Genomic DNA, 26,453 nt, shown 5'->3' with positions numbered 1-26,453 from the left:
CGGTGGCAACCACGGAAGGAGGAGATGTCCGATGACTCAGCGTGAATGGGCGGACAAGGACTATTACGCGGACTTGGGCGTCTCCAAGTCCGCTGGCCAAGACGAGATCAAGAAGGCGTACCGCAAGCTTGCCCGGGAGAATCACCCGGACACGCATCCCGGTGACGTGAAGGCCGAGGAGCGTTTCAAGAAGATCTCCGAGGCGTATTCCGTCGTCGGCGACGCCGACAAGCGCCGCGAGTACGATGAACTGCGGGCCGCGTTGGCCGGGGGCGGGTTCCGCTTCCCGGGCGCGGGCGGCGGTTTCGGCGGCGGCTTTTCGACGGGCCAGCCGGGCGGTCCCGGAGGGGCCGGGGGCTTTGATTTCAACGTCTCCGACATCTTCGGCGAGGGCCGTGGCGGCGGTGGTTTCGGCGACTTCCTCAATGGTTTCGTCAACCGCGGTGGCGGTGGCGGCGCCGGTGGGGCGGGTCGAGCCGCTCGGCCGCGTCGCGGCGCCGACGTGGAAACCGAGATCACCCTCGATTTCCGCGAGGCCGCCAAGGGCGTGACCATTCCGCTGCAGCTGACCAATCCGTCGCCGTGCACCACGTGCCACGGGTCGGGCGCGAAGCCGGGCACTCACCCGGTGACGTGCGGCACCTGCCACGGGTCGGGCTTCACCAACGAGCAGCGCGGAGCCTTCGGGTTTTCGTCTCCCTGCCCGGATTGCGCCGGCCAGGGCACGAAGATCGAGGATCCCTGCGGCGATTGTTCGGGCACCGGCGTGACCACGCGGCGCCGCACCATCACGGTGCGGGTGCCCGCGGGCGTCGTCGATGGCCAGAAGGTCCGTTTGGCGGGCCAGGGCGAGGCGGGTCTGCGCGGCCGTCCGGCCGGCGATCTGTTCGTCAAGGTCCACGTCCGCCCCGACGAGATCTTCACCCGCACGGGCGATGATCTGGAGGTGACGGTGCCGGTGAGCTTCGGCGAGCTGGCGCTGGGCGGCACGATCACGGTGCCGACGTTGGACGGCAAGGTTCGCGTCCGCGTTCCCGCCGGAACGTCCGATGGCCGTACGCTGCGCGTCCGCGGTCGTGGCGTGCCCAAGCGGTCCGGCACTCCGGGTGACCTGTTGGTCACCGTGCGGGTGCAGGTGCCGTCGAATCTGGATGACGCCGCCACGTCGGCGTTGCGTTCCTACGTCGAGGCCGAGCGCGCCAGCGGGTTCAACCCGCGCGACGGCTGGGCCGGTGCGAAGTAGGCGAGCGCCGTGACCGCACGAGAAACCCGCACCGACCCCGCCGAAGCGGCCGGACGCGCCGAGCACACCGGGCGGGCGGAGGCCGGCGCCGAGTCCCGCACCGAGGTGTACGTCATCTCGGTGGCGGCGGACCTGGCGGGCATGCACGCGCAGACGCTGCGCAATTACGACCGCCTGGGGTTGGTGACGCCGCAGCGCACCCGCGGCGGCGGCCGCCGTTACTCCCCGCGGGATGTGGCGCTGCTCCGCGAGATCCAGCGTCTGTCCCAGGAGGAGGGCGTCAACCTCGCGGGCATCAAGTCGATCATCGAGCTCAACGCCCGAGTGGAGAAGCTCGAGAACGAAAACGAGGCCCTGCGCGCCAAACTCGCCGAGGCGGAGGCCCGCCGCGGCCGCCCGCGCGGCGAGATCGTCCACGTCCCCCGGTCCACCGCCGTGGTGATGTGGGAGCCCCGCAAGCGTCGCCGCCGCAGCTCGGACTAAACGCGCTGCGATCCCGCCCGCGGCCCGTCCGCAGTGAATGAGCCCCGTCGGCCCCGTGCCGGCGGGGCTCATCGCGTCGGCGAGCCGGAGGAATGGCCGGTGCCGGTCTCAGTTCCGGTTACGGTCCCGGTTCCGGTCGCGGCTCCGGTCCCGGGGCCGGAGCCTGGGATCGTCGACATCTTTTGTTCCAGCCGGTCGCGGAAATCCGGGTCGGGGAAGTAGTCGTCGGTGTGGGATTTCAGTTTTCCGGGCAGATCCCACCCGTTGCGTCCCTTCGCCTTCACCGCATCGGAGATGTCCATCCGGTTCGCCCCGAACCACCGGGTGGTCACGTCCGCACCGTGGACGGGCGATGCGCCGGCGAACCTGATCGGGTCATCCGGCGAGGTCACCGCCACCACGCGGTGGCCGTTTTCGCTGACATGGTGCGGTGTGCCGTCGCGCCGGTTCAGGCGCATGTCCCGCACGTCGCGGATCCCCGGCCCGGCCCCCGGTGACCCGACCAGCACCACTGCGTCGGCGTGCAGTCCGTGGCCCCGCGTCGCCTGAGCCACCACCGTCGCACCGTAGCTGTGCCCCATGACGCTGAGCTTGGCGTTGGGGTTGTCCGCCAGCTGGGCCTGGAACATCTGGAGCGGGGTGGCCGCCCGTTCGTGGTAAGTGCTGCTCGCCGCGCTGACCAGGCCCGGGGGAGCGTCGTACGTCCAGGCGACCACGGCGACGTCGGGGCCGTGGAGCCATCGGGCCCGCTCGATGTGCCCGGCCAATTCCTCGGCCGTCGACGAGGTGCCCGGGACGATGGTGATGACGTGCTCGGCGGTGCGCGGATCCCCGACGGCCACGGCGGTCGTCCCGGGGGCGGTGTCCAGCACCTCGACGTCCCGTCCGACGTCGTATCCCCACCGCTCCCGCACCCGGTCGACTTCCGCGGCCTGCAACGGCGGCAGCCCCGCCGACCCTTCGACCCGCCCGAGCGGCTGGCCCGGCGTGGACAGGTGGGCGCCGGCGGGGAACTGGGCGCGCAGTTGGGCGGCGGAGCGTTCGTCGGCCTTGAGCGCCTGTTCCACCTGGATCGCGATGTTCCTCCGGTGGTGGCCGAGCCCCCGTGCCGTGCCGCCGACGTCGGCGATGCTCGTCGCCCGAGCCCCGCCGGACAGCACCCTGCCGGTGGCGCGGTCGACGATGAAGTCGTCGTCTTCCGCCTCGGCGATGGCCCGGGCCAGGTTCTTCTGCGCCAGAGTGATCCGCCCGCAGGCCCGGTCGAGTTCATCGGCGAACCTGCCCAGCGCACCGGCGTCACGCCGCAATCGGCCCGCCCGATCCACCACGGCCGCCTCGCCCTCCCGCCGGATCGGCCCGTCGAGATGCGTGAGGGGGACCCCATCGAAAGCCTCCGCGATGGTGTCCGCGGCCTCCGCCAACCGCCTGCCCGCGCCCCGCCACGACCGCGCCGCCTTTTCGAAATCGGCCGGCTGCCACGCCAGGATCATCGCGATGTCGGACACAGCGCACCCCAGTTGACCTCGTCGCAGTCCTCGACGCATGTGGCGATGGCCTCCGCGTCGAGCCCCAAGTCTTCGACGGCGCCGCCTTCCACCGCGAGTTCCTCCCGCCACAGCACTACGCCGTGCATCAACTCTCCCCAGGTCCGCGACCCGGTCATCTCCGCGTCGTCGTCAAGCAGGAAACCCAGCCCCCGCACGCGATGGCCCTGCACCGCCAACCGTTCGCCCACCTCGCGCAGCGCAGCCGGACTCACCGTCATCCCCGTGTCCTCCATGCCCGCAGGATCACCGGCGACGCGCGCCCGCGCACCCCGGACGGCCGCCGGAAACGGTCCGATTGTGGATGGATCCGCAGACCGCCCCACCTGTGGATGAACCCCGGTACCGTCGGGCACATGCGCATCGCACTCGCCCAGCTGGAACTGTCCGCGGAACCCCAGGAGAACCTCGGCGCGGTCAAGGACGTCATCGTCCGCGCCGCCGACGCCCGGGCCGACCTGGTCGTTTTCCCCGAAGCCACGATGAAGGCCTTCAACACCGGCCGCCTGGACACCGTCGCCGAACCCCTCGACGGGCCTTTCGCCACGGCCGTCCGCACCGCCGCGGCCGATGCCGGCGTCACCGTGGTGCTCGGCATGTTCCGCCCCGCCGACGTCGTCGAACGCGACGGCAAGACCATCCACCGCGTGCACAACACCCTGCTGGCCACCGGACCCGACGTCGACGCCCACTACGACAAGATCAGGCTTTTCGACGCCTTCGGGTTCCGCGAATCCGACACCGTCGCCCCCGGCGCGGAGACGGTGATCATCGACGTGCCCGTCGGAGGCGGCGAGGTCCGCCGAACCGTCCGCGTCGGCCTGGCCACGTGCTTCGACATCCGCTTCCCCGAGCACTTCGTGGAACTGGCACGGCGCGGCGCCGAAGTCATCGCCCTGCCGGCGTCGTGGAACGACGGCCCCGGCAAGGTCCGCCAATGGGAGGCCCTCGTCGCCGCCCGCGCCCTGGACTCGACGTGCTTCGTCGCCGCCGTCGACGCCGCCCGCCCCGGCGGCGCCGCCAAGGCCGGCAAGCCCGAGGGACCCGTCGGCGTCGGCCATTCGATCCTGTCCACCCCCGACGGCGACGTCGTGGCCAAGGCCGGGTTCGACCCGCAGCTGATCATCGCCGACATCGACCTCGACGAGGTCGCCCGCATCCGCACATCCATCCCGGTGCTGGAAATCCGCAAGTAGGGGCCGCGTCCGCAAGAAGCCGCGAAACCGACGAACGCCCCGCCCCGGAAGAACCGGGGCGGGGCGTCACTCGTCTGACGCGGCGCGCTTTACAGCGAAGCCTCGTAGATGCCCTTCACGGACTCGGCCATGGTGGCGTCGAACTCCTCGTCGGACTGCTGGGCCGACAGGCCCTCGGACAGCGCGCGGGAGAAGGAGGCGATCATGCCGGGCTGGCGGGAGAGGCGCTCGTTGGCCTCCTCGCGGGAGTAGCCGCCGGACAGGGCCACGACGCGCATGCACTTGGGGTGCTCGACCAGCGGGGTGTAGAAGCCATCCACGGAGGGGATGGAGACCTTGATCATGACCTGCTGGTCCTCGGGGAGGGCGTCGAGGTGCTTGATCATCTCGTCGAGCAGGATGGCCTCCGCCTCGGCCTTGTCGGCGGCGTGGATGTCCACCTCGGGCTCGACGATCGGAATCAGGCCATGCGACAGGACCTGCTTGGCGAAGTCGAACTGCTGCTCGACGTTCTCCTTGATGCCGGCCTCGTTCGCCTCGGCGATGAAGGAACGCATCTTCGTGCCGAAGATGCCCTTGGCCACGCCACGCTCCAGGAGCTCGTCCAGGCCCGGGCACGGCTTCATCAGCTGCACGCCGTTGGCCTTGTCGGCCAGGCCCTTGTCGGTCTTCAGGAACGGGACGATGCCCTTCTTCTCCCACAGGTACTGCGCGGTGGGGATGCCGTCGATGTCGCGGTCCATGGTCTGCTCGAACAGGATCGCGCCGATGATGTGATCGGAGTTGAACGACGGGGACTTGATGATGCGGGTGCGCATCGCGTGGACCAGGTCGAACATCTCGTCCTCGGAGCTCCACTGGTCCTCGGTGACGCCGTACAGGCCGAGCGCCTTCGGGGTGGATCCGCCGGACTGGTCGAGGGCGGCGATGAAGCCCTTGCCCTCGGTCATCTGCTTGGCCTGCTCCGGGTTAATGGCGTTCATGCGTGTCCTTTCGTCGGGAAGGGTGTTCGCCATAAGCCTAGTCAAGGACGGGAAAACCCGCTTCCCGGGCGACGGTGGTTTCGGCCACGGGATCATGGTGGATGAACCGGGGATCCGCACCCGCCGCGACCAGGCGCTGACGCGTCGCCTTGATCATCTCGCCGCGACCGGCGATGAGCACGGTTTTTCCGGCCAGTTCGCCCCCGCGGTGCATGCGTGCGGCGACGTCGGCGGCCACCCCCAACCTGGGCAGGGGGGCGTTCGGGTGGAAGCTGAACGGGCCGGGGTCGGTCAGCGGCGCGTCGTTTCGCTTTTCGACGGCGGTGGTCACCGTCAGGTTCGGAAGGTTGCGCGCCAGTTCCCACACCGTCCGCAGGTCGTACAGTTCGCCCGGCGTGCGCGCGCCGTAGATGAGGTGGATCGGCGGCGGCGAGGGGAAGTCGGCGGATTCCATGATCATGGCGCGCAGCGGGGCGAGGCCGGTGCCGCCGGCGATCATGAGCAATTCGCGGCGTTCGGGTTCGGGAAGGTGGTGACGGCCCTGTGGCGGGTCGTCGTCAAGCGGACCGCGGTACTCGTCCAGGACCCGGCCGAGGTCGCCGCGCGGGGTTCCGAAAACCCACTCGTCGCCGGGGCGCGACGCGACGACGAGCGGCCGCGACTGTTTGCCGCCGTCGACGATGCGGACGTGAAACTCCAGCAGCCCCTCCGGATTCGGCGGCACGGCCGGGGAGTAGTCGCGCCAAATGCCGGGCGCCAACGGGGAGCGGATGGGAATGTGCTGGCCGACGGTGAACGGGATCGGCTCGGGGCAGTGGACGCGAATGATGGCGATGTCGCGCGTGCGGCGCTGCACCTCGAGAACCCGGCCGACGTACGTGGCGGGGCCGTCGGTGCGGTCGGCCTCCACTGCGGCGGCGGCGATGAGGGACATGGCCTCGTCGAGGATCTCGCGCAATGCGTCTACCTGCGCGCCGGAGTCGGGGCCGGCGGGTAGGCGCTCGCCGAAAACGTCGAGCAGATGCTCGGCCAACGTGGCGTAGTCGCGCGGGGCGACGCCGAACTTCCTGTTCTCGCGGGCCAGCTGCTCCAGGCGTCGGATGGTTGCGGCGGGGAAACGGCCGACGTCGGCGCGGGTGACGAGGGCCGTGGACAGGGCGGACATGAACTGGTCCCGCAGCGCCGTCTTCGAGCCGCCGAACATGTGGCGGAAGCGCGGTTCGGCGTCGAGCAGACGCCGGAAGGCTTCGGGGCCGATGGTCGGCGCTTGCCGCCCGAACGCGGCGGCGGCGCGCATGAGGCGGCGGGTTCGTTCCATGGTCGACCAGTGTGGCACGCGAACCTGGGGCGGAGAAGAGGGTGGGGGGGGTGGAAGAGGTCGGTTGATTGCCGGACGACTGCCCGATTCGACGCTGTCGTGTGATGTAAATCACCGAGTTTCGCAGACTTGAGTGGAACACGCTCAAGTCTGGGCGCGTTATACGGCATGAATGGCTAGGATCGTGGCAATCCCGGAACAGGGTTGAGCGCGATCGACTCATGTACGAACATCCCACGAAAGGACGAGGACCATGTCGTTCACCCCGACCACCAAGACGAACGAGGCCCTGCAGGCGGCGCTGAAGTCCGCGTCCGCTGCGGGCAACCCCGACATCCGCCCGGCGCACCTGCTGGTGGCGCTGTTGGAGCAGGAGGACGGCATCGCCGCGCCGCTGCTCACCGCCGCCGGCGTGGAGCCGACCGGCGCGCTGACCCGTGCCCGCGAGATCGTGTCCGGTTATCCGAGCGCGCAGGGCTCCAACATGGCGAACCCGCAGTTCAACCGCGATGCGCTCAATGCGCTCACCGCGGCCGAGGAGCTTGCGGGTGAGCTTGGCGACGAATACGTGTCGACCGAGATTCTGCTCATCGGCATCGCCACCGGCCAGTCCGACGTCGCGAAGTCGCTGCAGGACGCCGGTGCGACGCCGGAGGCGCTCAAGGGCGCGCTGACGTCGGTGCGCGGCAACCGGAAGGTGACCACCGAGGACCCGGAAGGTCAGTACCAGGCGCTGGAGAAGTACGCGACGGACCTGACGGCCCGCGCCCGGGAGGGCAAGATCGATCCGGTCATCGGCCGTGATCAGGAAATCCGCCGCGTGGTGCAGGTGCTGTCGCGCCGCACGAAGAACAACCCGGTGCTCATCGGTGAGCCGGGCGTCGGCAAGACGGCGATCGTGGAGGGCCTGGCCCGCCGCATCGTCGCGGGCGACGTGCCGGAGTCGCTGAAGGGCAAGACCCTGATGAGCCTCGACCTGGGTTCGATGGTCGCCGGCGCGAAGTACCGCGGCGAGTTCGAGGAACGCCTGAAGGCGGTGCTCGACGAGATCAAGGAGTCCGACGGGCAGATCGTCACCTTCATCGACGAGATCCACACCATCGTCGGCGCCGGCGCGACCGGCGACGGTTCGATGGACGCGGGCAACATGATCAAGCCGATGCTGGCCCGCGGCGAGCTGCGTCTGGTCGGTGCGACGACCTTGGACGAGTACCGGAAGTACATCGAGAAGGACGCGGCGCTGGAGCGTCGTTTCCAGCAGGTCTTCGTCGGCGAGCCGTCGGTGGAGGACACCATCGGCATCCTGCGTGGCCTGAAGGAGCGGTACGAGGTGCACCACGGCGTGCGCATCACTGACTCCGCGCTGGTCGCCGCCGCCACGTTGTCGGACCGCTACATCACGTCGCGGTTCCTGCCGGACAAGGCCATCGACCTGGTCGACGAGGCCGCGTCGCGTCTGCGCATGGAGATCGACTCTTCTCCGGAGGAGATCGACTCGGCCGAGCGCATCGTGCGTCGCCTGGAGATCGAGGAGATGGCGTTGGAGAAGGAGACCGACGTCGCCTCCGCCGAGCGTCTGGCGAAGCTGCGCGAGGAGCTCGCCGACGAGCGCGAGAAGCTGACGCAGTTGAAGACGCGTTGGCAGAACGAGAAGTCGTCGATCGACGATGTCCGCGTGGTCCGCGAGGAGTTGGACGCGCTGCGCACGGAGTCGGAGAAGGCTGAGCGCGAAGGTGATTACGGTCGCGTCGCGGAGCTTCGTTACGGCCGCATCCCGGAGTTGGAGAAGAAGCTCGCCGAGGCCGAGACCGCGGTCGAGGAGTCGCAGGGCGAGTCGATGCTCAACGAGGAGGTGTCGCCGCAGGAGGTCGCCGACGTCGTCAGCGCCTGGACGGGCATTCCGGCCGGCAAGATGATGCAGGGCGAGACCGAGAAGCTGCTGTCCATGGAGAAGGTCCTGGGCGAGCGGGTCGTCGGTCAGGAGGAGGCCGTGGTGGCCGTCTCCGATGCGGTGCGCCGTTCCCGGGCGGGCGTGGCGGATCCGGATCGTCCGACGGGTTCCTTCCTGTTCCTGGGCCCGACGGGCGTCGGCAAGACGGAGCTGGCGAAGGCGCTGGCGGAGTTCCTGTTCGACGATGAGCGTGCGATGGTGCGCATCGACATGTCGGAGTACGGCGAGAAGCATTCCGTCGCGCGTCTGATCGGTGCCCCTCCGGGGTACGTCGGTCACGATGCCGGTGGTCAGCTGACCGAGGCGGTGCGTCGTCGTCCGTACACCGTCGTGCTGTTCGACGAGGTGGAGAAGGCGCATCCGGATGTCTTCGACGTGCTGCTGCAGGTCCTGGACGAGGGGCGTTTGACCGATGGGCAGGGCCGGACGGTGGACTTCCGCAACACCATCCTGATCCTGACGTCGAACCTGGGCGCCGGCGGCAGCCGCGACGAGGTGATGGCGGCGGTGAAGGCGGCGTTCAAGCCGGAGTTCATCAACCGTCTCGATGACGTGGTGATCTTCGATGCCCTGTCGAAGGAGCAGCTGCGCGGCATCGTGGACATTCAGGTCGCGCAGTTGGCGGCCCGGCTGGCGGCGCGTCGTCTGGTGCTCGACGTCGACGATGCGGCGTTGGATTGGCTGGCCGAGCGTGGCTACGACCCGGCCTACGGTGCCCGTCCGCTGCGTCGCCTGGTGCAGAAGGCCATCGGGGACGAGCTGGCCAAGCGTCTGCTCGCCGGTGACGTCCGTGACGGTGATCGTGTTGCGGTGACCGTGGCCGAGGACGCGGGTGCCGACGAGCCGGGCCTGCGCATCGTGGGCTACGACGAAAGCGGTGAGCCCCGCACCGCGGAGTAGCTGGCGCGGCTGCCGGCGGGTGCGTTGCTTGACGACGGCCCGCCGCCCGGCTGAGCAGCCGGGAACCTGATTGGAAGTGCATGTTGGAAGTGCACGCGAAAGCGGGCCGGGTGGAGGCACCCGGCCCGCTTTCTCATGCCCCGTCGTTTCGTCGCCCCTGCTTCTCCACCGTGAACGTCAACCGGTCCGGAAACACCGCCACGTTCGAACGGACGGCCGTGGTTCCCCGGATTCATCCGTTTCACGTGCTACTTCTCGTGGTCGACCACGCGATGAAAGGACGTTTGGATGCTCGACATCATCATTTCCATCTTGACCGACCCCGGTTTCGCCAAGGGGTTCCTCGCCGGGGCGATCGAGCACGTCCGCGAGATCGTCGGCCCCTTGTCGCAGGCGGGTGCTTGACGGGTGGGGTCCGTCGTAAAGCGTCGCCGCATGGCACGGCCCAGCCGACCGTAATCGGCCGGGGTCGGCAGCGCTGACCGGGGCCGACCGCGGTTAGAAGCCGATCTTGCGCTTCGTGGTCAGCTTGCCGTTGACGAAGCGGGTGAGGAACGGCGGCGACATGAACGACCCGGCGAACAGCAGCTTCGCCTGCAGGCCGACCGGGTAGTGGATCTTGGCGGGCTTGGGGGTGTGGCGTTCGCCGTCGCGGTACCCGGCGTCGATGCAGTCGACGACCGCCTTGGCCACGTCATCGGCGGTGAGGCGGATGCCCAGGCGCGACGTGCCGGTGGTGGCCACCCCGTCCAGCATCCCGGTGTCCACGAACAGCGGCCACAGTGCGGCGACGCGGATGCCGTGGGGGCGCCACTCGTAATCCAGGGCCTCCGTCAGGCCGCGCACCGCGAACTTCGACGCCGAGTACGTCGCCATGTCCGGGGTGCCGTAGATCGCCGCGGCCGACGCCAGGTTGATTAGCTGGCCCCGGGACTCCTTCAGGTACGGCAGGCCGAGCTTCGCGCCGTAGGCCACGCCCTTGACGTTGACGTCGATGATGCGCTCGTCGACGTCGGTGTCCGCGTCCTCGAACGCGCCACCGTAGAGGATGCCGGCGTTGTTGACGAGCACGTCGATGCCGCCGCCCGCGGCCTCCGCGAAGGACCGCAGCGCCTCGCGCCACTCGTCGGCGTCGCGGACGTCCAGGTGCCCGGTCACCGCCCCCGGTCGGCCCTCGGCCCAGGCGACGTCGTCGGAGATGTCGTACACGCCCACGGTCCAGCCGCGGTCGAGGAGGATCTCCGCGGTGCGCCGGCCGATGCCCTGGGCCGCGCCCGAGATGAATGCGGTGCGCTTCGTGTGGTTCATGACGCCAGGTTAGCGGCCCGTGCGCTTGCGGCGCGGCGGATTCGGCGGTTCGCCTCTAGGCTCTCCGGTATGAGCACCTGCATCTCCGCACGGGATCTCCACGGTCGCATCCAATCCGGCCGCCGCACCGCGGTCATCGACGTCCGATGGTCGCGCGACCGGTCGGCCTACGACCACTACACCATGGCGCACATTCCCCTGGCGCTGTTCTGCGATCCGACGTATGACCTGGTCGGCATCCCGGACCGGGCCAATGGCCGCAACCCGCTGCCGGAGCTGGCGCGGGTCCAGGACGCCGTCGACCGGTGGGGCCTGACCGACGACCACGAGGTGGTCCTCTACGACAAGGGCGATGGTCTGCTGGCGTCGCGCGGTTGGTGGATTCTGACGTGGGCCGGCATCAAGGACGTCAAGGTGCTCGGCGGGGGTCTGCGGGCGTGGGAGGCCGAGGGTTTCGCCACCGCCGGCGGTCCGGGCAATCTGCCCCAGCCGGGCGACATGACCGTCACCGAGGGAAACCTGCCGGTCGTCGACGTCGACGAGGTCGCCGCGTGGCCGGACAAGGGCATCCTCGTCGATTCCCGTGAGCCGGCGCGTTTCCAGGGCCGCGCCGAGCGGCTGGATCTGCAGGCCGGCCACATCCCGGGCGCGGTGAACCTTCCGGCCCGTGCGCTGCAGAAGGACGGCGAGTTCCTGCCTGCGGAGGAGATCCGCGCGTTGCTCGGCGAGATCGGCGTGACGTCGGGTGAGCAAGTCGCCGTGTACTCCGGTTCGGGTCTGCACGCGTCGTTGTTCGTTCAGGCGATGCACCATGCGGGTTTGCCGGGTGCGTCGTTGTTCGTCGGCGGTTGGTCGAAGTGGGCGGGTGATCCGGCGCGGCCCATCGTCCGCCTGTGAGGGAGCGGCATAGACTGTTCCCACGATGACTTATCTCTTCATTCTCCTCGGGATTGCGCTGCTGTGCGCGGGGGCGGCGTTGTTCGTCCTGGATTCGCGCCGCAGGTCCGGCGCGTCGTCGCGTGACGACGTCTCGTCGGTGCCCGCGGAGACGGCCTCCGGGTCGGGGGAGATGGAGGAGACGCCGGAAACGGACGGCAGGCAGCAGCCCCGGTCTGGGCCGGTCGATGAGCCCGGAGCCGCGGTCGAGGCGGAAGTCGAAACGGAAATTGAGGCCGAGCCCGAAACCGCGAGCGTGACGGAGGCCGGAGTTGAGTCCGAAGTCGAGCGCGAAGCGGAGATCGAACCCGACCCCGAGACCGCGATCGAGGCTGACACAGAGACCGAGGACGAGGCTGAGTCGGGGCCCGAGCCCGAGACTGCGGCTGCGCCTGAGCTCGAGCGTGACACGGACATCGAGCCGGAGACCGCGGTAGAGGCGGAGCCGGAGACCGCTCCCGAAGAGGCGTCCGGGGCTGAGTCTGACGTGGCCGAGTCCACCGACCCCGACGATGAGCCCCTGGATCTCGGCGACGAGCCCGCCGCCGCACCCCGCCGTCGTTTGCGCCCGTCGTTCGTGCCGAGGTTTCCCACCCGGGCCGATCTCCGGCACCTCGGTCCGCTGGGCGGGCTGGCGGCGCGCCGGGCGCGCAAGGCGTGGGCGCTGGACCGCAATGCAGACTTCAGCAAGATCGACACTGAAATCGCGTCGTGGTGGAGCCGCGTGCCCGAGGGCGACGCCCGCGACGTGGTCAGCGGTTTCGCCCACGGCCGCGAGATGCACCTGTGCGACATCGGCGGGGTGACGTTGCTGGCGCTGCGCCGCCCGGTGCCCTCCGACGAGATCATGGAATTCTCCCGCGACGGCCGCACCGACCTGCCCGAAGTCGGGGTGGAGGACGACGTGACCGTCTCCGCCACCGACCCCGAGGTCATCCACCGCATCTTCGACTCCCGCGCGCACCGCGTGCTGCGCGACATCCCGGAGTCCATCACCGCCGTATGGGCGGAGGGCGAATGGGCCATCGCCGCGTTCGCCGACGGCTCCGGCCCCGGCGAATGGGACGCGGCGCTGACGCCGTTGGCCGGATTCGGCGACATCGCCCGCCGGTTGCCCCCGTCGCCGGGATCCATCGGCGAACTCGATGCCGCCCACCGGGACCCCACCCGCCCGACGGCCGACGACGTCGCCCGCGCAGCCGGCGCCGACACCGCGGCCCCGGGGCACCTGCGCCCCCTGCCAGACCCCTCGGCCGCGACGACCCCGACCCCGGCCACGGCGGTCGCCGAACCCGCCGAGGAAGCACCCGCCTGGACGCCTCCGACCGCCTCGGACCACCCGCTGGAAACGCCCACGCGATCCGTCGGCAAGCGAATGGGCGACGGTGACTTCCGGGACCTCGGGGAATCCGGCGCCGACCTGCCCGCCCTGGGCGAGGACCCGGAGCACAGCCGGGCCACCGTCACCGGCGGGCGCATCATCCGCCCGGACTCCGGCCCCGCGGGGATCTTCGGCGACGCGACCGCCGACGCGGAAGACGAAACCGAAACGGCAACCGACACGACCACCGACGGGGCCACCGCACCAGACGCGGACGCGGCAGCCGAAGCAGAAACAGAAGCAGAAAAGGACGACCGGTCATGAACAACCCCCAGGTAGACGCAACGAAACTCGCGGAACTCGCCGAACTGGTCAAGGAGCTGGCCGTCGTCCACGGCCGCGTGACGCTGTCGTCGGGCAAGGAAGCCGACTACTACGTCGACCTGCGCCGCGCGACGCTGCATCACAAGGCCTCCGGCCTCATCGGCGAGTTGCTGCGCGAACTCACCGCCGACTGGGACTACGTCTCCGTCGGCGGCCTGACCCTCGGCGCCGACCCGGTGGCCACCTCCGTCATGCACGCCGCCGGCCGCCCCATCGACGCGTTCGTCGTGCGCAAGGAAGCCAAGAAGCACGGCATGCAGCGCCGCATCGAAGGCCCGGACATCGTGGGCAAGAAGGTCCTCGTCGTCGAGGACACCACCACCACCGGCAACTCGCCGCTGACCGCCGTCGCCGCCCTGCGCGACGCCGGCGCCGACGTCGTGGGCGTGGCCACCGTCGTCGACCGCGACACCGGCGCCGCCGACGTCATCCGCGCCGAGGGGCTGGAATACCGCTTCCTGCTCGGCCTGACCGACCTGGGATTGGAGTAGACATGGCCGCCACGACCGGAAAGACCGGCACCGAGACCTTCAAACAGGCCGCGGTCCGCCGCACCATCGAGGGCGCCGGCGCGCTGGTCGCCGCCGTGTCCCGCGCGACCCGCGAGCCCGAGCGCGCCGCCTACGTCGGTGCCGCGGCCGTCAACGTCGTGTCCTCGGCGCTGGGCGCGGAAAAGTCCCGCAAGGTGTCGAAGACGCTGCTCATGCCGCTGCTGGCCGCCTCCGTGGTGCGCCGCCGCCACGAAACCCGGCCCGCCGTGACCGCCGGCCTGCTCATCGGCTTGACCGCCGGCTGGATCGGCGACCTCGTGCTCATGCCGCGCAAGAACGACCTGAACAAGGGCGCCGCAGCGTTCACGGGCAACCAGCTGGCGTACATCGCGCTGCTCCACGACGCCGGCGCCCGCCCCAACCGTTTCCGCGCCCTGACGCGCTACCCGCTGTGGGCCGCGTCGACGGTGGGCGCGGCGTTCACCCGCCCCGACCTGCTGCCGGCCGCCGCCGGCTACGGTTTCCTGCTCGCCGGCACCTCCATGCTTGGCGACGACTCGACCCTGGTCGACGGCCTGTCCGCCGACGTCGAGCCCGGTGGAGATCTGGCCAAGACCGACCCGCGCTTCGGCATCGGGCACGGCGGCAATCTCTTCCTCGTCTCCGACGCGCTGCTCATGCTGCGCGCGCTGGTGGGGGAGGAGGGCGTCGTCGGCAAGCTCCTGGACGCCGGCGTCATGGACACCTACACCGCCGCCCAGCTGCTGCTCGTCGACGGCATCCTCGAGCTCGGTCGGAAGTGACCGCGGACAACCCGCCCGCCGACGCCGCCCCCGGCCCCACCGAGTGGGGTCGGCCGCGCGTCGGCGTCGGCCCATGGGAAGAGGAACACCCCGGCCAGCCGCGACCGGAGGACCCGAAATACGACCCGGAGCTTCTCGACGACGGCGACCGCCGCAACGTCGTCGACGCCTACCGCTACTGGACGAGGGAGGCGATCGTCGCCGACATCGACGCGCGCCGCCATCCGCTGCACGTGGCCATCGAGAACTTCGAAAACGACTCCAACATCGGCACCGTCGTACGCACCGCCAACGCCTTCGCCGCGGCGGCCGTGCACATCGTCGGCAGGCGACGCTGGAACCGGCGCGGCGCGATGGTCACCGACCGCTACCAGCACCTGCACCACCACGACACCGTCGACGAGGTCGTCGCCTGGGCCCGCGACCAAGGCCTGGCCGTCATCGCCGTCGACAACGTGCCCGGATCGGTGCCGCTGGAGACCGCCGAGCTGCCGCGCGAATGCCTGCTGCTGTTCGGGCAGGAGGGGCCGGGCGTGACCGACACGGCGCGGCGGGCCGCCGACATGACCGTGTCCATCGCCCAGTTCGGGTCGACGCGGTCCATCAACGCCGGGGTCGCGGCGGGGATCGTCATGCATGCGTGGATTCGAACGCATGCGCACCTCGAAGACGCGTGGTGAATCCGGGCGGACACGTAGTATGAGCGTGAATTGACCGGAGAGGAGTGCCACGTGGTGACCAGAATGTCCCCCGCGGAGGCCGAAAACTGGGCCTACCGCGCCGATGTCGCGGAGCAGGCGATCCGGGACCGGCATGCGGCCCGTCTGTGGGGGCTGCCGGGCACGAACCTGGCGGTGCCGTCGTGGCCCGCCCCGGTGGCGCACAAGGCGTTTTTCACCTGGCATTACTGGTGGCAGGCGCATTACCTCGACTGCCTCATCGACGCCGCCCTGCGCGTGCCGTCGCGGGAGAAGTCGAAGGCGGTGCAGGCGACGATCCGCGGCATCCGCCTCCGCAACCTGTCGCCGCTGGCGTCGAACAAGTACTACGACGACCGCGCGTGGATGGTGCTGGCCCTGGGGCGCGCCGGGCAGCTCGGTCGGGGTGCGCGCGGCACCACGCGGCGGCTGCTGCATGCCCTGGTGGAGGGCATCGACCCGTCGACGGGCGTGCTGCCGTGGCGGGAGGGCGACGTGTTCTTCAACGTGCCGTCGAACGGCCCGGCGGCCATCGCCTTCGCGCGTGCGGGCCGGTTGGACGAGGCCTGTGCGCTGGTGGACTGGGTCTTCGACAACCTCGTCGACGATTCGGGGCTGATCCTCGACGGCGAGCGTCTGTCCATGGGCGGCGTCGAGGTCGAGCGCGGCCGGTACACGTACAACCAGGGCGTCATGATCGGCGCGTGCCTGGAGGTCGCCCTGGCCCTGCGCGAACGCGGCGACCGGGATGCGTCGACGCGGTACCTGACACGCCTGCACACCCTCATCCATTCGGTGGCCAAGGACATGGCGACGCCGGAGGGCGTGATCAAGGGCGGCGGTGGCGGTGACGGCGGCCTGTTCAACGGAATTCTCATGCGTTACATGGCGGATGCGGCGGTGCGGCTGCCGGCGGATGGTCGCACCGATCGCGCGGCCTCCCGCATCGCCCGCCGTCTGGTGCTGGCGACGGCCAACAGCGCGTGGCAGCACCGTCTCGAAGTCGATGGTCTGCCGTTGTTCCCGGCGGATTGGACGAAGGACGCGACGTTCCCGCAGGCCGGTGGCCTGGTGGCGGCGTCGGTGGCCGGCGCGGTGCGCGAGGGCGCCATCCGCGAGCGCGACCTGTCGGTGCAGTTGTCGGGGTGGATGCTCATGGAGGCCGCCGCCCGCGTGGGCGATGACGCCCGCCGGAAGCTCGATTCCGAAGGCTCCGGATTTTCGTCGAACCCGGGGAAGGGGTCCTCATGCGAGTAATCGATTCCGATGCGGTGCGTTCCGCCATGACCGTCGGCCGCGCGGCCTACGTGCTGCGCGAGGCTCTGCTCGACGGGCTCGACCCGGCGGCGGACATTCCGCGCGGCGGTGCCGACGTTCCCTCCGGCGGCCAGTTGCTGTGGATGCCGTCGACGTCGCGGGACCATGCCGGCGTCAAGCTGCTCACGGTCGGCGGCGACCCGTGGATCCAAGGCGCGTACCTGCTTTTCGACGGCCCGTCGTTGGCCCCCGTCGCCCTGATCGACGGGCCCGCCCTGACGGACGTGCGCACCCCGGCGGTGTCGTTCGCCGGCGTGCTGGAGATCGTGGCGGCGCGGCACGACTCCGACCGGCCGCTGCGGGTGGCCATCGTCGGCTCCGGCCCCCAGGCCGTCCACCATGCGCTCGGCGCGGTGGAGCTGTTCGGCGAGGGGCCGGATGGCGAGGGCGTCGACGTCACCTTCGTCGTCCGCACCCCGCGCGACATCGACTGCGACGTGCCGCACACGGTGGCCACGGAACTCCCGGCGGACGCGGATTTCATCGTCTGCGCCACCTCGGCGTCGGAGCCCGTGCTTGACGACGCCGACGTCGCCGACCATGCCGTCGTCGTCGCCATGGGCGCCCACCATCCCGAGAAGCGCGAGCTCCCCGGCGAATTGATGCGCCGCGCCCGCGTCATCGTCGAAGACGGCCACGTCGCCGAAACCGAATGCGGCGACGTGCTGCTCGCCGTCGAAGAAGGCCATCTGCGACGGGGCGACTGGACGGAGTTCCGGGACGTCGTCGTCAAGCAAGGCCTGGCGCGGGAACTCGCCGCCGCCGATGCGCCCATCGTGTTCAAGACCGCCGGCATGAGCTGGGAAGACCTCGCCGTCGCCGTGGAAATCCTCGCCCGCACCTGACGCCCCCGGCTACTCAGGGAGCAAGGCGTGCCACTCCGCGCACTTGGGGCACACGGGAAGGTCTCCGGGATCCTTCAACGGAACGATGAACATTCCGCACAGGGTGCGTCGGGCGCCGCCGTTGACCGTTCCGTCCGCGATATCCGGCTTGTGCAGGAAATGTGAGGACTGCGGTGGAAGGGTGTCTACCGCCTGGCAACGCGCATTGAGTTCTTCCAAGTCCGCCAAATGCCGCAACCACGGTTCGATCTCGATGATGAACTCGTGGAACTCCTTGTACACCGTGACCCTCGGGTTTTCGTGCCGTTCAATGGTCAAAAGGGCATGGGCTTTGAGTGATCGTCCCGCTTGAGAGTGCACGTCCCCGACGAAATTCGCGGTGATTTCGACGCTGCCCAACTTCTCGTCGAAGGCGATGGAAATCTGCATCTCGAATAGCTTTTCGTTCGGTTGCTTTTCGGGATTGATCTCGTGCAGGGGGTTGGGGACCTGGAGTCTACGATCGCCGCCGTTGTCATCGGTCAACTCGTGGAGAGCTGCGGTGATCTCGCGTTGAAGCCGAAGTTCGTGCTTGGTCAGTGTCTCGGCAACCCACTCCCGTTTGAGCAAGAGGCGATCTTCGTCGGTTGGTCGAAGCGTTCTTGGTCCATCGTTTTTGAGGGTGCGCTCGCGAACACGGTAAAAGTCTTCGTAGTCCTCGTGGTTGCCTTTGGCGAGCCCGGTCGTGCAAATCCAAGGTGTCCCACCATCATCCACCCAAATGCCAGCCCTGTACTGGCTCATGCGGATCTCGCGCAAACGGAACTCTGGAGGGGTGGACCGGATCCAGCCTTTGCCCGCTTCTCTGACGTCATCAAGATCTGCGCAGTGGTCGGAGATGGAGCGAAGCAATGGATGGGGCAAGTCCGCGAGGGGGCTAAGTTCGTTGGGTGCGAGGCTGCGGATCCCCGGGTCTTCCCAGCTCTCCGTGAGGTCCTCTCGGATAACGCGGAGGGTAGGGCGTGGGCGGCGCATGACACTCATGGAGATGATGGTATCGGGTGCTGCGGATCGCTCCTCGGGAGTTGGTCCTTACACCAGGTCCATCATCTCGTTGATGGCTGCTGCGCGAGCATCCCGATGTCGTGAGCGCTGTTCGACGAAGTGGCGAGTGTCGCTTTCGCGCTGCTTCTGAAAAGCGACGATGTCGCGGGCCAGGATGCGGCGATCGCGTCCAACGTGATGGAAGGGGAGTTCACCCGCGTCCATGAGCTTGATCAAGAACGAACGGCTCACATTCAGGCGTTTCGCCGCCTCATTGGGGGTGAACTCCGAGCTCAGCTCGAGAAGGGCCAGGTCTTCGCCAGCTTCGACACTCGCAGCCAGGCTTTCCAGAATGACGCGAAGCTGGGATTGAGGCAGTGCTTGCGCGAACGCTCGCAGCTCGGAGAGTTCGGTGGTCTCGACCGCAGTCGCGCGCAGTTCGGTGGTGTGCATGAGAAGCCTTCTTTAAATGATGAGGTGAATGATGCGGAGATGGTGGAGGAAGTGGGCCGTGAGCCGCGTGCAGATGATTTGAATGACGTAGATGATTTTACTGATCGGCAGAAAAACATCAACTGGTGATGCGGGTTGTCCACAGCTGTGCCGCATGCATCGTCCACAGCCGGATCGTCGCCGCCCTCGTCGGCCCGTCGGCGCTGGCATAGTGGTCGACATGAAGCTCAACGACATGATGGCGCCGCCCCCGGTGCACCTGCCCGCCTTCGCCGACGCCGACGCCGCCCGCGCCGCCGGCAAGCCCGCCGACGAAGTCATCCGCATCTGCCCGCGCGACTCCGCCGCCTGGGCCGACCTCGCCGAAGCGGCGCTGGGCCGAGGCGAAGACGTCACCGCCTACGCGTTCGCCCGCACCGGCTACCACCGCGGCCTCGACCTGCTGCGCGGCAACGGTTGGAAGGGCTTCGGCCCCGTGCCGTGGTCGCACGAACCCAACCGCGGCGTCCTGCGGGCGATTTCGGCGCTGGCGAAGGCCGCCCGCGCCATCGGCGAGGACGACGAATACGACCGCTGCCTCGCCCTGCTGCAGGATTGCGACCAGTCCGCGGTGGCCGCCACGAACCTGTGATCACCGGCGACGACCACGGCGGGTACGACCGCCGCACCCCGCGCGACGTCGGCCTCGACGCCACCGAATACCTGGAGGCGTTGCGGCACCCGGCGTCCCGTGCCGCAATGGCGCTGCGCCGCCGCATGCGCCCGCGCACCCGGTTCCTCCATGGCGTTGAGCGGTTGCGCACGCGGTGGCTGCTGGTCATCCAGGCGGCGCTGGCCGCGGGCCTGGCGTACTGGTTCGCGCTGGACGTGCTGGGCCACGAGAATCCGTTCTTCGCCCCGATGGCGGCGTTCATCGGCCTCAACGTCATGGTCGAGGGGCCGCGCCTGAAGTTTTCGCTGGAGCTGGTGCTCGGCGCGGCGTTGGGCGTCGGCGTGGGCGACGTCATCTTCTCGGTGTTGGGGCCGGGGGTGTGGCAGCTGACGGTCGGCGTGCTGGTGGCGATGATCATCGGCGTGTTCGTCGGCCGCGGGCCGTTGGTGGTCAATCAGGCGGCGTCGTCGGCGGTGCTCATCGCGACGATCATGCCGCCGGGGTCGACGCTGGCCTACGACCGGATGATCGACGCCCTGGTGGGCGGTCTCATCGGCGTGGTGGTCATGGCGTTGCTTCCGCGTAATCCGGTGTCGGAGGCCCGCCGGACGGTGGCGACGGTGCTGGATTTGGGCGCCGACGTCCTCTACGACGTCGCCCGTGGGCTGGAGGATCGTGATGCCGATCGCATCCGCGCGGGTTTGCAGGTGGCGCGGGCGTCGCAGGCGGATGTGACGTTGATGGACCGGACCGTCGCCGATGGCGTCGAGCAGGTGCAGTTGTCGCCGTTGCTGTGGAGTCACCGCCGGCAGTTCCGGTCGTTGGCGCGGCTGGTGCATCCGGTGGACAATGCGTTGCGCAACATTCGCGTTCTGGCGCGGCGGGCGATGACGGCGACGGAGGACAACGTCACGGCGTCCGACGAGTTGATCGCGCTGGTGATGGGGGTCAGCCAGTCGGCGCATACGGTTCGCAGGTTGCTTGACGACGCCCCGTCTCTCGCCGAGATCCCCGAGTGGGGGGAGCTGCCGCATGATGATTCGAAGACGGCGACGTTCGCGGCGGTGTCGGGCGAGGAGGATGCGGAGCCGGTGACGCCCGAGGCGGCGATTCGGGAGCTGCGGATTCTCGCGGCCCGGATGCGTCCGTCGGTCGTGGAGGATGCGTCGTTGTCGGAGGTGGTGATTTTCGCGCAGTGCCGGTCGCTCGTGGTCGACTTGCTGCAGGTGTGCGGTCTGTCGCGTTTGTCGGCGGTGGCCGCGTTGCCGCCGACGGTGCCGCGGCCGGCGATGCCGCCGGAGGTGTGGGATCTCGACGAGGACGGGGACTGACCCCGCCGGCGGGCCGATCTCGCCCCGATAGGTGCGGCCGCCCCGGCGAATCCGCGCCCCGCGCCCCCGCCGGCGGGCCGATCTCGCCCCGATAGGTGCGGCCGCCCCGGCGAATCCGGGCCCCGCGGGGGCGTTGCTCGACAAATGCAGCCTCGTGTTTTTGCGTCCTGGGCTTTTACCGGCGTTCATCTGGCGTGAGGCTGCATTTGTCGTATTCGCCGGCGGGCGCATCGGTGGCGGGGTGGGGGACGCTGCGGCGGAGGGTGAGGGTAAGGGTGCTGCGTCGCACGGTTGTGGGGTGGCTGCCCCGGCCGTCTACCGGACCAGCTGCAAATCGAGCAGATGCCGGTAAATGGTGGTCTTCTCCCGCGGCTTCTTGGCCTCGACGCCATCACGGACGTACCGGAACCCTGGGCCGCCCGCCTGCACTGCCCGGCCCGTCACCGGTTCATGGAGCGCGCGGGGGTTTCCGGCCATGTCGGTGAGGCCGTCGTCGTCGGAAAGCATCGTGCGAAACAACCCGCGACGACGCTGCGGAGGCGGCGGCAACTCGGCCGCGACCAGCCCCGGCGCGTCCGGCAGGGGACGAACCTGAACGCCGTGCGCGACGCCGGAGAACAACTCGACGCTGTCGACCCACACCTCGCCGTGCAGGCCGCCACGCGACGACGTGCCCTCGATGCCCGGCTCGGTGAGCAGCGCGAACCCGACGATCGCCTGGCCGGTGTCGTCGCGGATCAACGGCACGGGGCGCACGGGACGGGACTCGGCCTCCTCCATGGACAGGCCATGCTCGCCGGAACCTTCGACGCCCCAGTTCGTCGCGGCGGGCGACGGCGCGGTGGGCACGTGCGCGACCTCGAACCACAGCAGGTTGCGGCGCATCAGGTGGGTGACCACCGCCGCCAGCGACGCGTCGGGCCCGACGACGATGACGCGCACCGGTTCGCTCGGACGCTGCGGCGCGGGCCGCGGGGCACCGAGGTGGGGGACTTCCTTGCCTTTGGCGATTTCGTCGGGCGTGGGATTGTCGTCGTGCGGCAGGACTTGCTTTGCGACGTCGTCGAGGAACGCCAAGTCACGCCGCCCGGGCAGGAGGGGCATGTCGCCGACACCGCATCGCAACACCAGAATCCGCATGCGACTACACTAGCCGGGGGTTTTATCAACCGACTTGTTGGAGTGAATGGCATGGCCGCAATCATCGTGGTGGGCGCACAGTGGGGCGACGAGGGCAAGGGCAAGGCGACCGACATCCTCGGCGGCCGCGTGGATTACGTGGTCAAGCCCAACGGCGGCAACAACGCCGGCCACACGGTCGTCGTCGGCGGCGAGAAGTACGAGCTGAAGCTGCTGCCCGCCGGCGTGCTGTCGGAGAACGCGCTGCCGATCATCGGCAATGGTTGCGTGGTCAATCTCGAGGCGCTGTTCGATGAGATCGACGGCCTCGAGGCCCGTGGTGCGAACGCCTCCCGTCTGCGCATTTCCGGCAACGCCCACATGGTCGCCCCGTACCATCAGACCCTGGACCGCGTCACGGAGCGGTTCCTGGGCAAGCGGGCGATCGGCACGACGGGTCGCGGCATCGGCCCGACCTACTCCGACAAGGTCGGTCGCGTCGGCCTGCGCGTGCAGGACATTCTCGACGAGTCCATCCTGCGCCAGAAGATCGAGTCGGCGTTGGCGCAGAAGAATCAGATCCTGGTCAAGCTGTACAACCGGCGTGCGATCGACCCGGACGAGGTTTTCGAGTACTTCATGGGCTACGCCGATCGGCTGCGCCCGATGATCATCGACGCGGAGTACGAGCTGAACACGGCGCTCGACGAGGGCAAGCACGTCCTCATGGAGGGCGGCCAGGCGACCATGCTCGACGTCGACCATGGCACCTACCCGTTCGTGACGTCGTCGAACCCGACGGCGGGCGGCGCGTGCGTGGGTTCGGGCATCGGACCGACGAAGATCACCAGCGTGTTGGGCATCATCAAGGCGTACACGACGCGGGTGGGTGCGGGCCCGTTCCCGACGGAGTTGTTCGACAAGTGGGGCGAGTTCCTGCAGACCACCGGTGGCGAGGTCGGAGTCAACACGGGCCGCAAGCGCCGCTGCGGCTGGTACGACTCGGTGCTGGCCCGTTATGCCGCGCGGGTGAACGGTTTCACGGATCTGTTCGTGACCAAGTTGGACGTGCTCACCGGCATCGGCGAGATTCCGATTTGCGTGGCTTACGACGTCGACGGGGTGCGCCACGACGAGATGCCGCTGACGCAGTCGGAGTTCCACCATGCCGTTCCGATTTACGAGACGATGCCGGCGTGGGACGAGGACATCACCGGTTGCCGCACGTTCGACGAGCTGCCGGAGAAGGCGAAGGATTACCTGAACCGCCTGGAGGAGCTTTCGGGTGCCCGCATCTCCTACGTCGGCGTCGGCCCGGGCCGTGATCAGACCATCGTGATCAACGACGTGATGGACAGCTAGTCAGCTGGTCGCGGCGCCCCGGTATGTTGAGAGCGTGAAGGTGCGCCCAGGCCGACCGTCGATGGCGGGGAGTCCGATCGGGGTTCTTCCGCGCCGACGAAGTCGAGGTGGGCGTCCACGACACGAAGGCATTCCTGGAATCCGGTGATCCTCTGGCGTTCGCGGATCAGTACAACGTTCCGGTGCCGTTCTACTGGGATGGTTCGGATTACGCATATCGCGGCGAGCTGCCGGAGAAGTACGAGGGGTAACTCCCGGACGACCATCCTTTTTCCGGTTCCGTCACGGCGCTGAGGTGCCGGCGTCCAACCCCGAAAACCGGCCATGGCCGAGTCTCGCGTGCCCCGTCGAGGGTGCGCCGGGCTCGGCTTTCGAGTTTTCGGGTGGTTTGACGGAGCGGTTCAGGGGGGGGCCGGGTTGCCGGACGAACTCGGGTGGCTGGCCGGGCCTCACGCCACCCCCGTTGGCAGGTAAGGCTAGGCAACCGTTATGCAGCGAGTTAGCGTTGCCTTTGTTCGATCTCTGCTTCGATTTTCAACAAGGAGTACGCACATGCACGCCAAGAAGTTCTCGGCCGTCATCGCGGGCCTGGTCGTCACCACGTCGCTGACCCTGGCCGCTTGTTCCGGCGACGACACCCCCGATGCCGCGTCGACCGCCTCGGAGGCCGCGTCGTCGGCAAGCGCAATGGCATCGGAAACCGCCTCGGAGGCCGCCACCGCCTCGGAGTACGGCGAGGGCGTGACCGAGAGCACCAAGAAGGCTTCACTGTCCGACTGGAACGGTTCCTTCCGCGGCTTCAACTCCTACTTCGGAGAGGACTTCGTCCGGGAGGCCATGGACGAGGCGGCCGAGGAGCACGGCGAGACCACCGACGAGATGCTCGCCGAACTGGAGGAGAGCCGCGGCGCCGACTTCGAGGCGCTGGTCGTCGACGAGGACGAGATCACTTTCGTGAAGTCCGCGATGGACCTGGACAATCCGGGCGAGGAGGCCGTGAAGTACACCTTCGACAAGGCCCTCGACGTCAAGACCGACCAGCACGAGTTCACCTGGTTCATCTTCAAGGCCGAGGGTGACGCCGACCACGAGTACATCGCCCTGATGCCGCTGCACGGCGAGGAGGCCCTGGCGCACTTCCACATGCGCTACGGCAGCAGCATCGAGGAGATCCTCGACCCGTCCATGCAGGGCCAGTCCGACGATTGGTACCCGACGTTCGTGGATCCGGAGACCGCAACCGAGGACCAGATCGTCGAGTCCGTGGTCCACCACGACCACTAGATCCCCCCAGATCCACTAGATCCCCCAGCTCCCCGAGACGTGGTTTCAACGATGCCGAGCACCATTCGACCGCTCTTCGCCGGAATCTCCGGCGCACTCGTTCCCGCCGCCCGGCGCCTTTTCGTCGTGGTGGCGGGGGTCGTCGCGGCCATTCTTCTGGCCGCGTGCGCCGCCCCTCCGGCGCAGAACGCGGGCGGTGATGCCGCCGGCGTCGGTGAATCCGCGCTTTCCGACGAGTCCGCCGACGAGCGTCCGCTGATCTACGGCTCCTTCTTCCCGGTCGCCGACATCGTGGCGAACGTCGCCGGGGACATTGCGGAGGTCCGCAGTTTCATGACGGTCGGCGGGCAACCGCATCTGTGGGAGCCGACGCCGCGGGACATTCAGAAACTCTCCCGGGCGGACCTGCTGGTGGTCAACGGCGCGAACCTCGAGCCGTGGTTGCCGCAGGTCAGGGAGGCCGTGCCGCATGTGCCGGTGCTGAACCTCTCCGATTACGTGGAGCTCATCACCTACAAAGGGGCGGCGGCGCTCGGCGAGTTCCAGTACATGGCGTCGACCCCCTTGCAGGCGGGGGAGACGTACTCGATCGTCTTCGGTCACACTCACGAGGACTCCATGCGGGTGGCGTTCTTCCCGAGGGACGGGGATGCCTCGCAGAAGGAGCTCGTGGAACGGGGTCGCGCGGCGCTCGGCGAAACCGGTGACGCGGTGTCGCAGCGGCGCAACATCGACGTCGAGCCGGATCGGGCCTACTCCATCGGCATGGGGCACGAGTCGGGTGAAGTGACGTTCACGGTGCCCGACGACGGGGAGTGGGTGTTCGTGGCCGATCGCGTCAGCGAGGACATTTTGTCCTATGACCTTTACAAGGACCGCGAGCCTTTGGTCATGCAGCCGGTCATCGAGGGCGGATCCTCCGCCACCGACGAAATTTCCTTCGATCCGCATTCGTGGATGTCGCCGATCAATGCGAAACGCTACGCCAACGCCATCGCCGAGCGGCTCGTGGAGCTGCGTCCCGACGACGAGTACGAGATTCGCCGTCAGAAGGGCACGTTCGTCAGCTCGATCACCACGTTGGAGGCCGAGTACAGGGAGCGGTTCAAGACCGTCTCCCGCCGCGACTTCGTCGTCGGCCACAACGCCTTCGGCTACCTGGCGCGCGACTTCGAGCTGACGCAGCACCCGGTGCAGGGTCTGACCTCGACGGATGCGCCGTCGCTGCGTTCGTTGATCACCACCATCCGCACCGTCCGCGCGATGGACATCGAGATCATTTATTACGAGTACGGCCAGGAGGAGAAGTCGGCGAAGACCATCGCCGACGAGGTCGGCGGCCGCACCCTGCCGTTGGCGTCGATGGAGTACGTGGATCCGTCGGAAGTCGGCCAATCCGACGTGGACGGCCTCGGCTACGTGGACTTCATGCGGATGAACCTGGAAAACCTGTACGAGTCACTGAAATAGCGTGCCACCGAAAGTGCATGAATCACCGAAATAGCGTG

At 68.7% G+C, this 26,453-nt stretch carries 25 protein-coding genes; 17 read left to right on the top strand and 8 right to left on the bottom strand.

Annotation, left to right across the window (positions count from 1 at the left end):
• Positions 1 to 31: 31 nt before the first annotated feature.
• Entirely contained in the window at positions 32 to 1,243 is a 1,212-nt protein-coding gene (gene dnaJ / locus CFREN_RS12115) for a molecular chaperone DnaJ (RefSeq protein WP_209651716.1), read from the top strand.
• Between the two features lie 141 nt (positions 1,244 to 1,384).
• The gene (locus CFREN_RS12110) at positions 1,385 to 1,726 is read left to right on the top strand and encodes a heat shock protein transcriptional repressor HspR (RefSeq protein ID WP_239253106.1); all 342 of its coding nucleotides are present in this window, start codon (positions 1,385 to 1,387) and stop codon (positions 1,724 to 1,726) included.
• A 68-nt stretch (positions 1,727 to 1,794) separates the two neighbouring features.
• On the opposite strand, the gene CFREN_RS12105 is transcribed toward CFREN_RS12110, so the two are convergent.
• Both CFREN_RS12105 and CFREN_RS12100 read right to left on the bottom strand, forming a co-directional pair.
• Complete coding sequence (locus CFREN_RS12105; RefSeq protein ID WP_209651719.1) at positions 1,795 to 3,231, bottom strand: alpha/beta hydrolase; 1,437 nt, start codon at positions 3,229 to 3,231, stop codon at positions 1,795 to 1,797.
• Complete coding sequence (locus CFREN_RS12100; RefSeq protein WP_209651722.1) at positions 3,213 to 3,506, bottom strand: hypothetical protein; 294 nt, start codon at positions 3,504 to 3,506, stop codon at positions 3,213 to 3,215. The genes CFREN_RS12105 and CFREN_RS12100 overlap by 19 nt, the downstream gene beginning before the upstream one ends.
• 120 nt (positions 3,507 to 3,626) lie before the next feature.
• Between CFREN_RS12100 and CFREN_RS12095 the strand changes: the two genes are divergently transcribed.
• Complete coding sequence (locus CFREN_RS12095; RefSeq protein WP_209651724.1) at positions 3,627 to 4,466, top strand: carbon-nitrogen hydrolase family protein; 840 nt, start codon at positions 3,627 to 3,629, stop codon at positions 4,464 to 4,466.
• A gap of 89 nt (positions 4,467 to 4,555) precedes the next feature.
• Here CFREN_RS12095 and CFREN_RS12090 read toward each other — a convergent pair whose 3' ends face one another.
• The gene (locus tag CFREN_RS12090; RefSeq protein ID WP_168161406.1) at positions 4,556 to 5,449 is read right to left on the bottom strand and encodes a fructose bisphosphate aldolase; all 894 of its coding nucleotides are present in this window, start codon (positions 5,447 to 5,449) and stop codon (positions 4,556 to 4,558) included.
• 37 nt (positions 5,450 to 5,486) lie between these two features.
• A complete protein-coding gene (locus CFREN_RS12085) occupies positions 5,487 to 6,767 on the bottom strand; it encodes an FAD-binding oxidoreductase (protein WP_209651726.1) in 1,281 nt (426 codons plus the stop codon).
• A 253-nt stretch (positions 6,768 to 7,020) separates the two neighbouring features.
• On the opposite strand from CFREN_RS12085, the gene clpB reads away from it, so the two are divergent.
• Positions 7,021 to 9,618: an ATP-dependent chaperone ClpB gene (gene clpB, locus CFREN_RS12080; protein ID WP_035122349.1), complete on the top strand. Its 2,598-nt coding sequence runs from the start codon at positions 7,021 to 7,023 to the stop codon at positions 9,616 to 9,618.
• 498 nt (positions 9,619 to 10,116) lie between these two features.
• Here clpB and CFREN_RS12075 read toward each other — a convergent pair whose 3' ends face one another.
• Complete coding sequence (locus CFREN_RS12075; RefSeq protein ID WP_209651728.1) at positions 10,117 to 10,926, bottom strand: SDR family oxidoreductase; 810 nt, start codon at positions 10,924 to 10,926, stop codon at positions 10,117 to 10,119.
• A 69-nt stretch (positions 10,927 to 10,995) separates the two neighbouring features.
• On the opposite strand from CFREN_RS12075, the gene CFREN_RS12070 reads away from it, so the two are divergent.
• The 7 genes from CFREN_RS12070 to CFREN_RS12040 all read left to right on the top strand — a co-directional run bounded on the left by CFREN_RS12070 (position 10,996) and on the right by CFREN_RS12040 (position 17,721).
• A complete protein-coding gene (locus tag CFREN_RS12070) occupies positions 10,996 to 11,823 on the top strand; it encodes a sulfurtransferase (RefSeq protein WP_209651731.1) in 828 nt (275 codons plus the stop codon).
• A 25-nt stretch (positions 11,824 to 11,848) separates the two neighbouring features.
• Entirely contained in the window at positions 11,849 to 13,507 is a 1,659-nt protein-coding gene (locus CFREN_RS12065; RefSeq protein ID WP_209651733.1) for a TtfA family protein, read from the top strand.
• Positions 13,504 to 14,058 carry an orotate phosphoribosyltransferase gene (pyrE, locus tag CFREN_RS12060; RefSeq protein WP_209651735.1) on the top strand — a complete coding sequence of 185 codons (555 nt, stop codon included), beginning with the start codon at positions 13,504 to 13,506 and terminating at the stop codon, positions 14,056 to 14,058. The genes CFREN_RS12065 and pyrE overlap by 4 nt, the downstream gene beginning before the upstream one ends.
• A 2-nt stretch (positions 14,059 to 14,060) precedes the next feature.
• Positions 14,061 to 14,861 (top strand): lysoplasmalogenase, encoded by an 801-nt coding sequence (locus tag CFREN_RS12055; RefSeq protein WP_209651738.1) that lies wholly within the window; start codon positions 14,061 to 14,063, stop codon positions 14,859 to 14,861.
• The gene (locus CFREN_RS12050) at positions 14,858 to 15,541 is read left to right on the top strand and encodes a TrmH family RNA methyltransferase (RefSeq protein ID WP_070523548.1); all 684 of its coding nucleotides are present in this window, start codon (positions 14,858 to 14,860) and stop codon (positions 15,539 to 15,541) included. The genes CFREN_RS12055 and CFREN_RS12050 overlap by 4 nt, the downstream gene beginning before the upstream one ends.
• 63 nt (positions 15,542 to 15,604) lie before the next feature.
• Positions 15,605 to 16,816 carry a glycoside hydrolase family 76 protein gene (locus CFREN_RS12045; RefSeq protein WP_209654483.1) on the top strand — a complete coding sequence of 404 codons (1,212 nt, stop codon included), beginning with the start codon at positions 15,605 to 15,607 and terminating at the stop codon, positions 16,814 to 16,816.
• Positions 16,807 to 17,721 carry an ornithine cyclodeaminase family protein gene (locus CFREN_RS12040; protein WP_070523542.1) on the top strand — a complete coding sequence of 305 codons (915 nt, stop codon included), beginning with the start codon at positions 16,807 to 16,809 and terminating at the stop codon, positions 17,719 to 17,721. The genes CFREN_RS12045 and CFREN_RS12040 overlap by 10 nt, the downstream gene beginning before the upstream one ends.
• Positions 17,722 to 17,730: 9 nt before the next feature.
• Here CFREN_RS12040 and CFREN_RS12035 read toward each other — a convergent pair whose 3' ends face one another.
• Positions 17,731 to 18,744 carry a DUF3039 domain-containing protein gene (locus tag CFREN_RS12035; RefSeq protein WP_209651740.1) on the bottom strand — a complete coding sequence of 338 codons (1,014 nt, stop codon included), beginning with the start codon at positions 18,742 to 18,744 and terminating at the stop codon, positions 17,731 to 17,733.
• 48 nt (positions 18,745 to 18,792) lie between these two features.
• Positions 18,793 to 19,197, bottom strand: coding sequence for a helix-turn-helix domain-containing protein (locus CFREN_RS12030; RefSeq protein WP_070523536.1), 405 nt, complete (start codon positions 19,195 to 19,197; stop codon positions 18,793 to 18,795).
• Between the two features lie 220 nt (positions 19,198 to 19,417).
• Here CFREN_RS12030 and CFREN_RS12025 point away from each other — a divergent pair, with 220 nt between their 5' ends.
• Positions 19,418 to 19,828, top strand: coding sequence for a DUF3151 domain-containing protein (locus CFREN_RS12025; protein WP_070523600.1), 411 nt, complete (start codon positions 19,418 to 19,420; stop codon positions 19,826 to 19,828).
• Positions 19,825 to 21,180 carry an FUSC family protein gene (locus CFREN_RS12020; protein ID WP_246580143.1) on the top strand — a complete coding sequence of 452 codons (1,356 nt, stop codon included), beginning with the start codon at positions 19,825 to 19,827 and terminating at the stop codon, positions 21,178 to 21,180. The genes CFREN_RS12025 and CFREN_RS12020 overlap by 4 nt, the downstream gene beginning before the upstream one ends.
• A 315-nt stretch (positions 21,181 to 21,495) precedes the next feature.
• Here the strand turns inward: CFREN_RS12020 and CFREN_RS12015 are convergent, their stop codons facing one another.
• Positions 21,496 to 22,320: a hypothetical protein gene (locus CFREN_RS12015; protein ID WP_209651742.1), complete on the bottom strand. Its 825-nt coding sequence runs from the start codon at positions 22,318 to 22,320 to the stop codon at positions 21,496 to 21,498.
• A gap of 51 nt (positions 22,321 to 22,371) precedes the next feature.
• On the opposite strand from CFREN_RS12015, the gene CFREN_RS12010 reads away from it, so the two are divergent.
• The 4 genes from CFREN_RS12010 (at position 22,372) to CFREN_RS11995 (ending at position 26,415) form a co-directional block, all read left to right on the top strand.
• Complete coding sequence (locus CFREN_RS12010; RefSeq protein ID WP_209651744.1) at positions 22,372 to 23,661, top strand: adenylosuccinate synthase; 1,290 nt, start codon at positions 22,372 to 22,374, stop codon at positions 23,659 to 23,661.
• 107 nt (positions 23,662 to 23,768) lie between these two features.
• On the top strand, positions 23,769 to 23,912 hold the full coding sequence (locus tag CFREN_RS12005) for a hypothetical protein (RefSeq protein WP_168161404.1): 144 nt from the start codon (positions 23,769 to 23,771) through the stop codon (positions 23,910 to 23,912).
• A 301-nt stretch (positions 23,913 to 24,213) separates the two neighbouring features.
• Entirely contained in the window at positions 24,214 to 24,945 is a 732-nt protein-coding gene (locus CFREN_RS12000; RefSeq protein ID WP_209651746.1) for a ZinT/AdcA family metal-binding protein, read from the top strand.
• A 51-nt stretch (positions 24,946 to 24,996) separates the two neighbouring features.
• On the top strand, positions 24,997 to 26,415 hold the full coding sequence (locus tag CFREN_RS11995) for a metal ABC transporter substrate-binding protein (RefSeq protein ID WP_083291700.1): 1,419 nt from the start codon (positions 24,997 to 24,999) through the stop codon (positions 26,413 to 26,415).
• Positions 26,416 to 26,453 lie beyond the last annotated feature (38 nt).

This window comes from Corynebacterium freneyi (genome assembly GCF_030408835.1).
Taxonomy (GTDB): Bacteria; Actinomycetota; Actinomycetes; order Mycobacteriales; family Mycobacteriaceae; genus Corynebacterium; species Corynebacterium freneyi.
The sequence above is the reverse complement of the archived record's forward strand: the minus strand, read 5'-3'. Positions and strand labels throughout refer to the sequence as shown.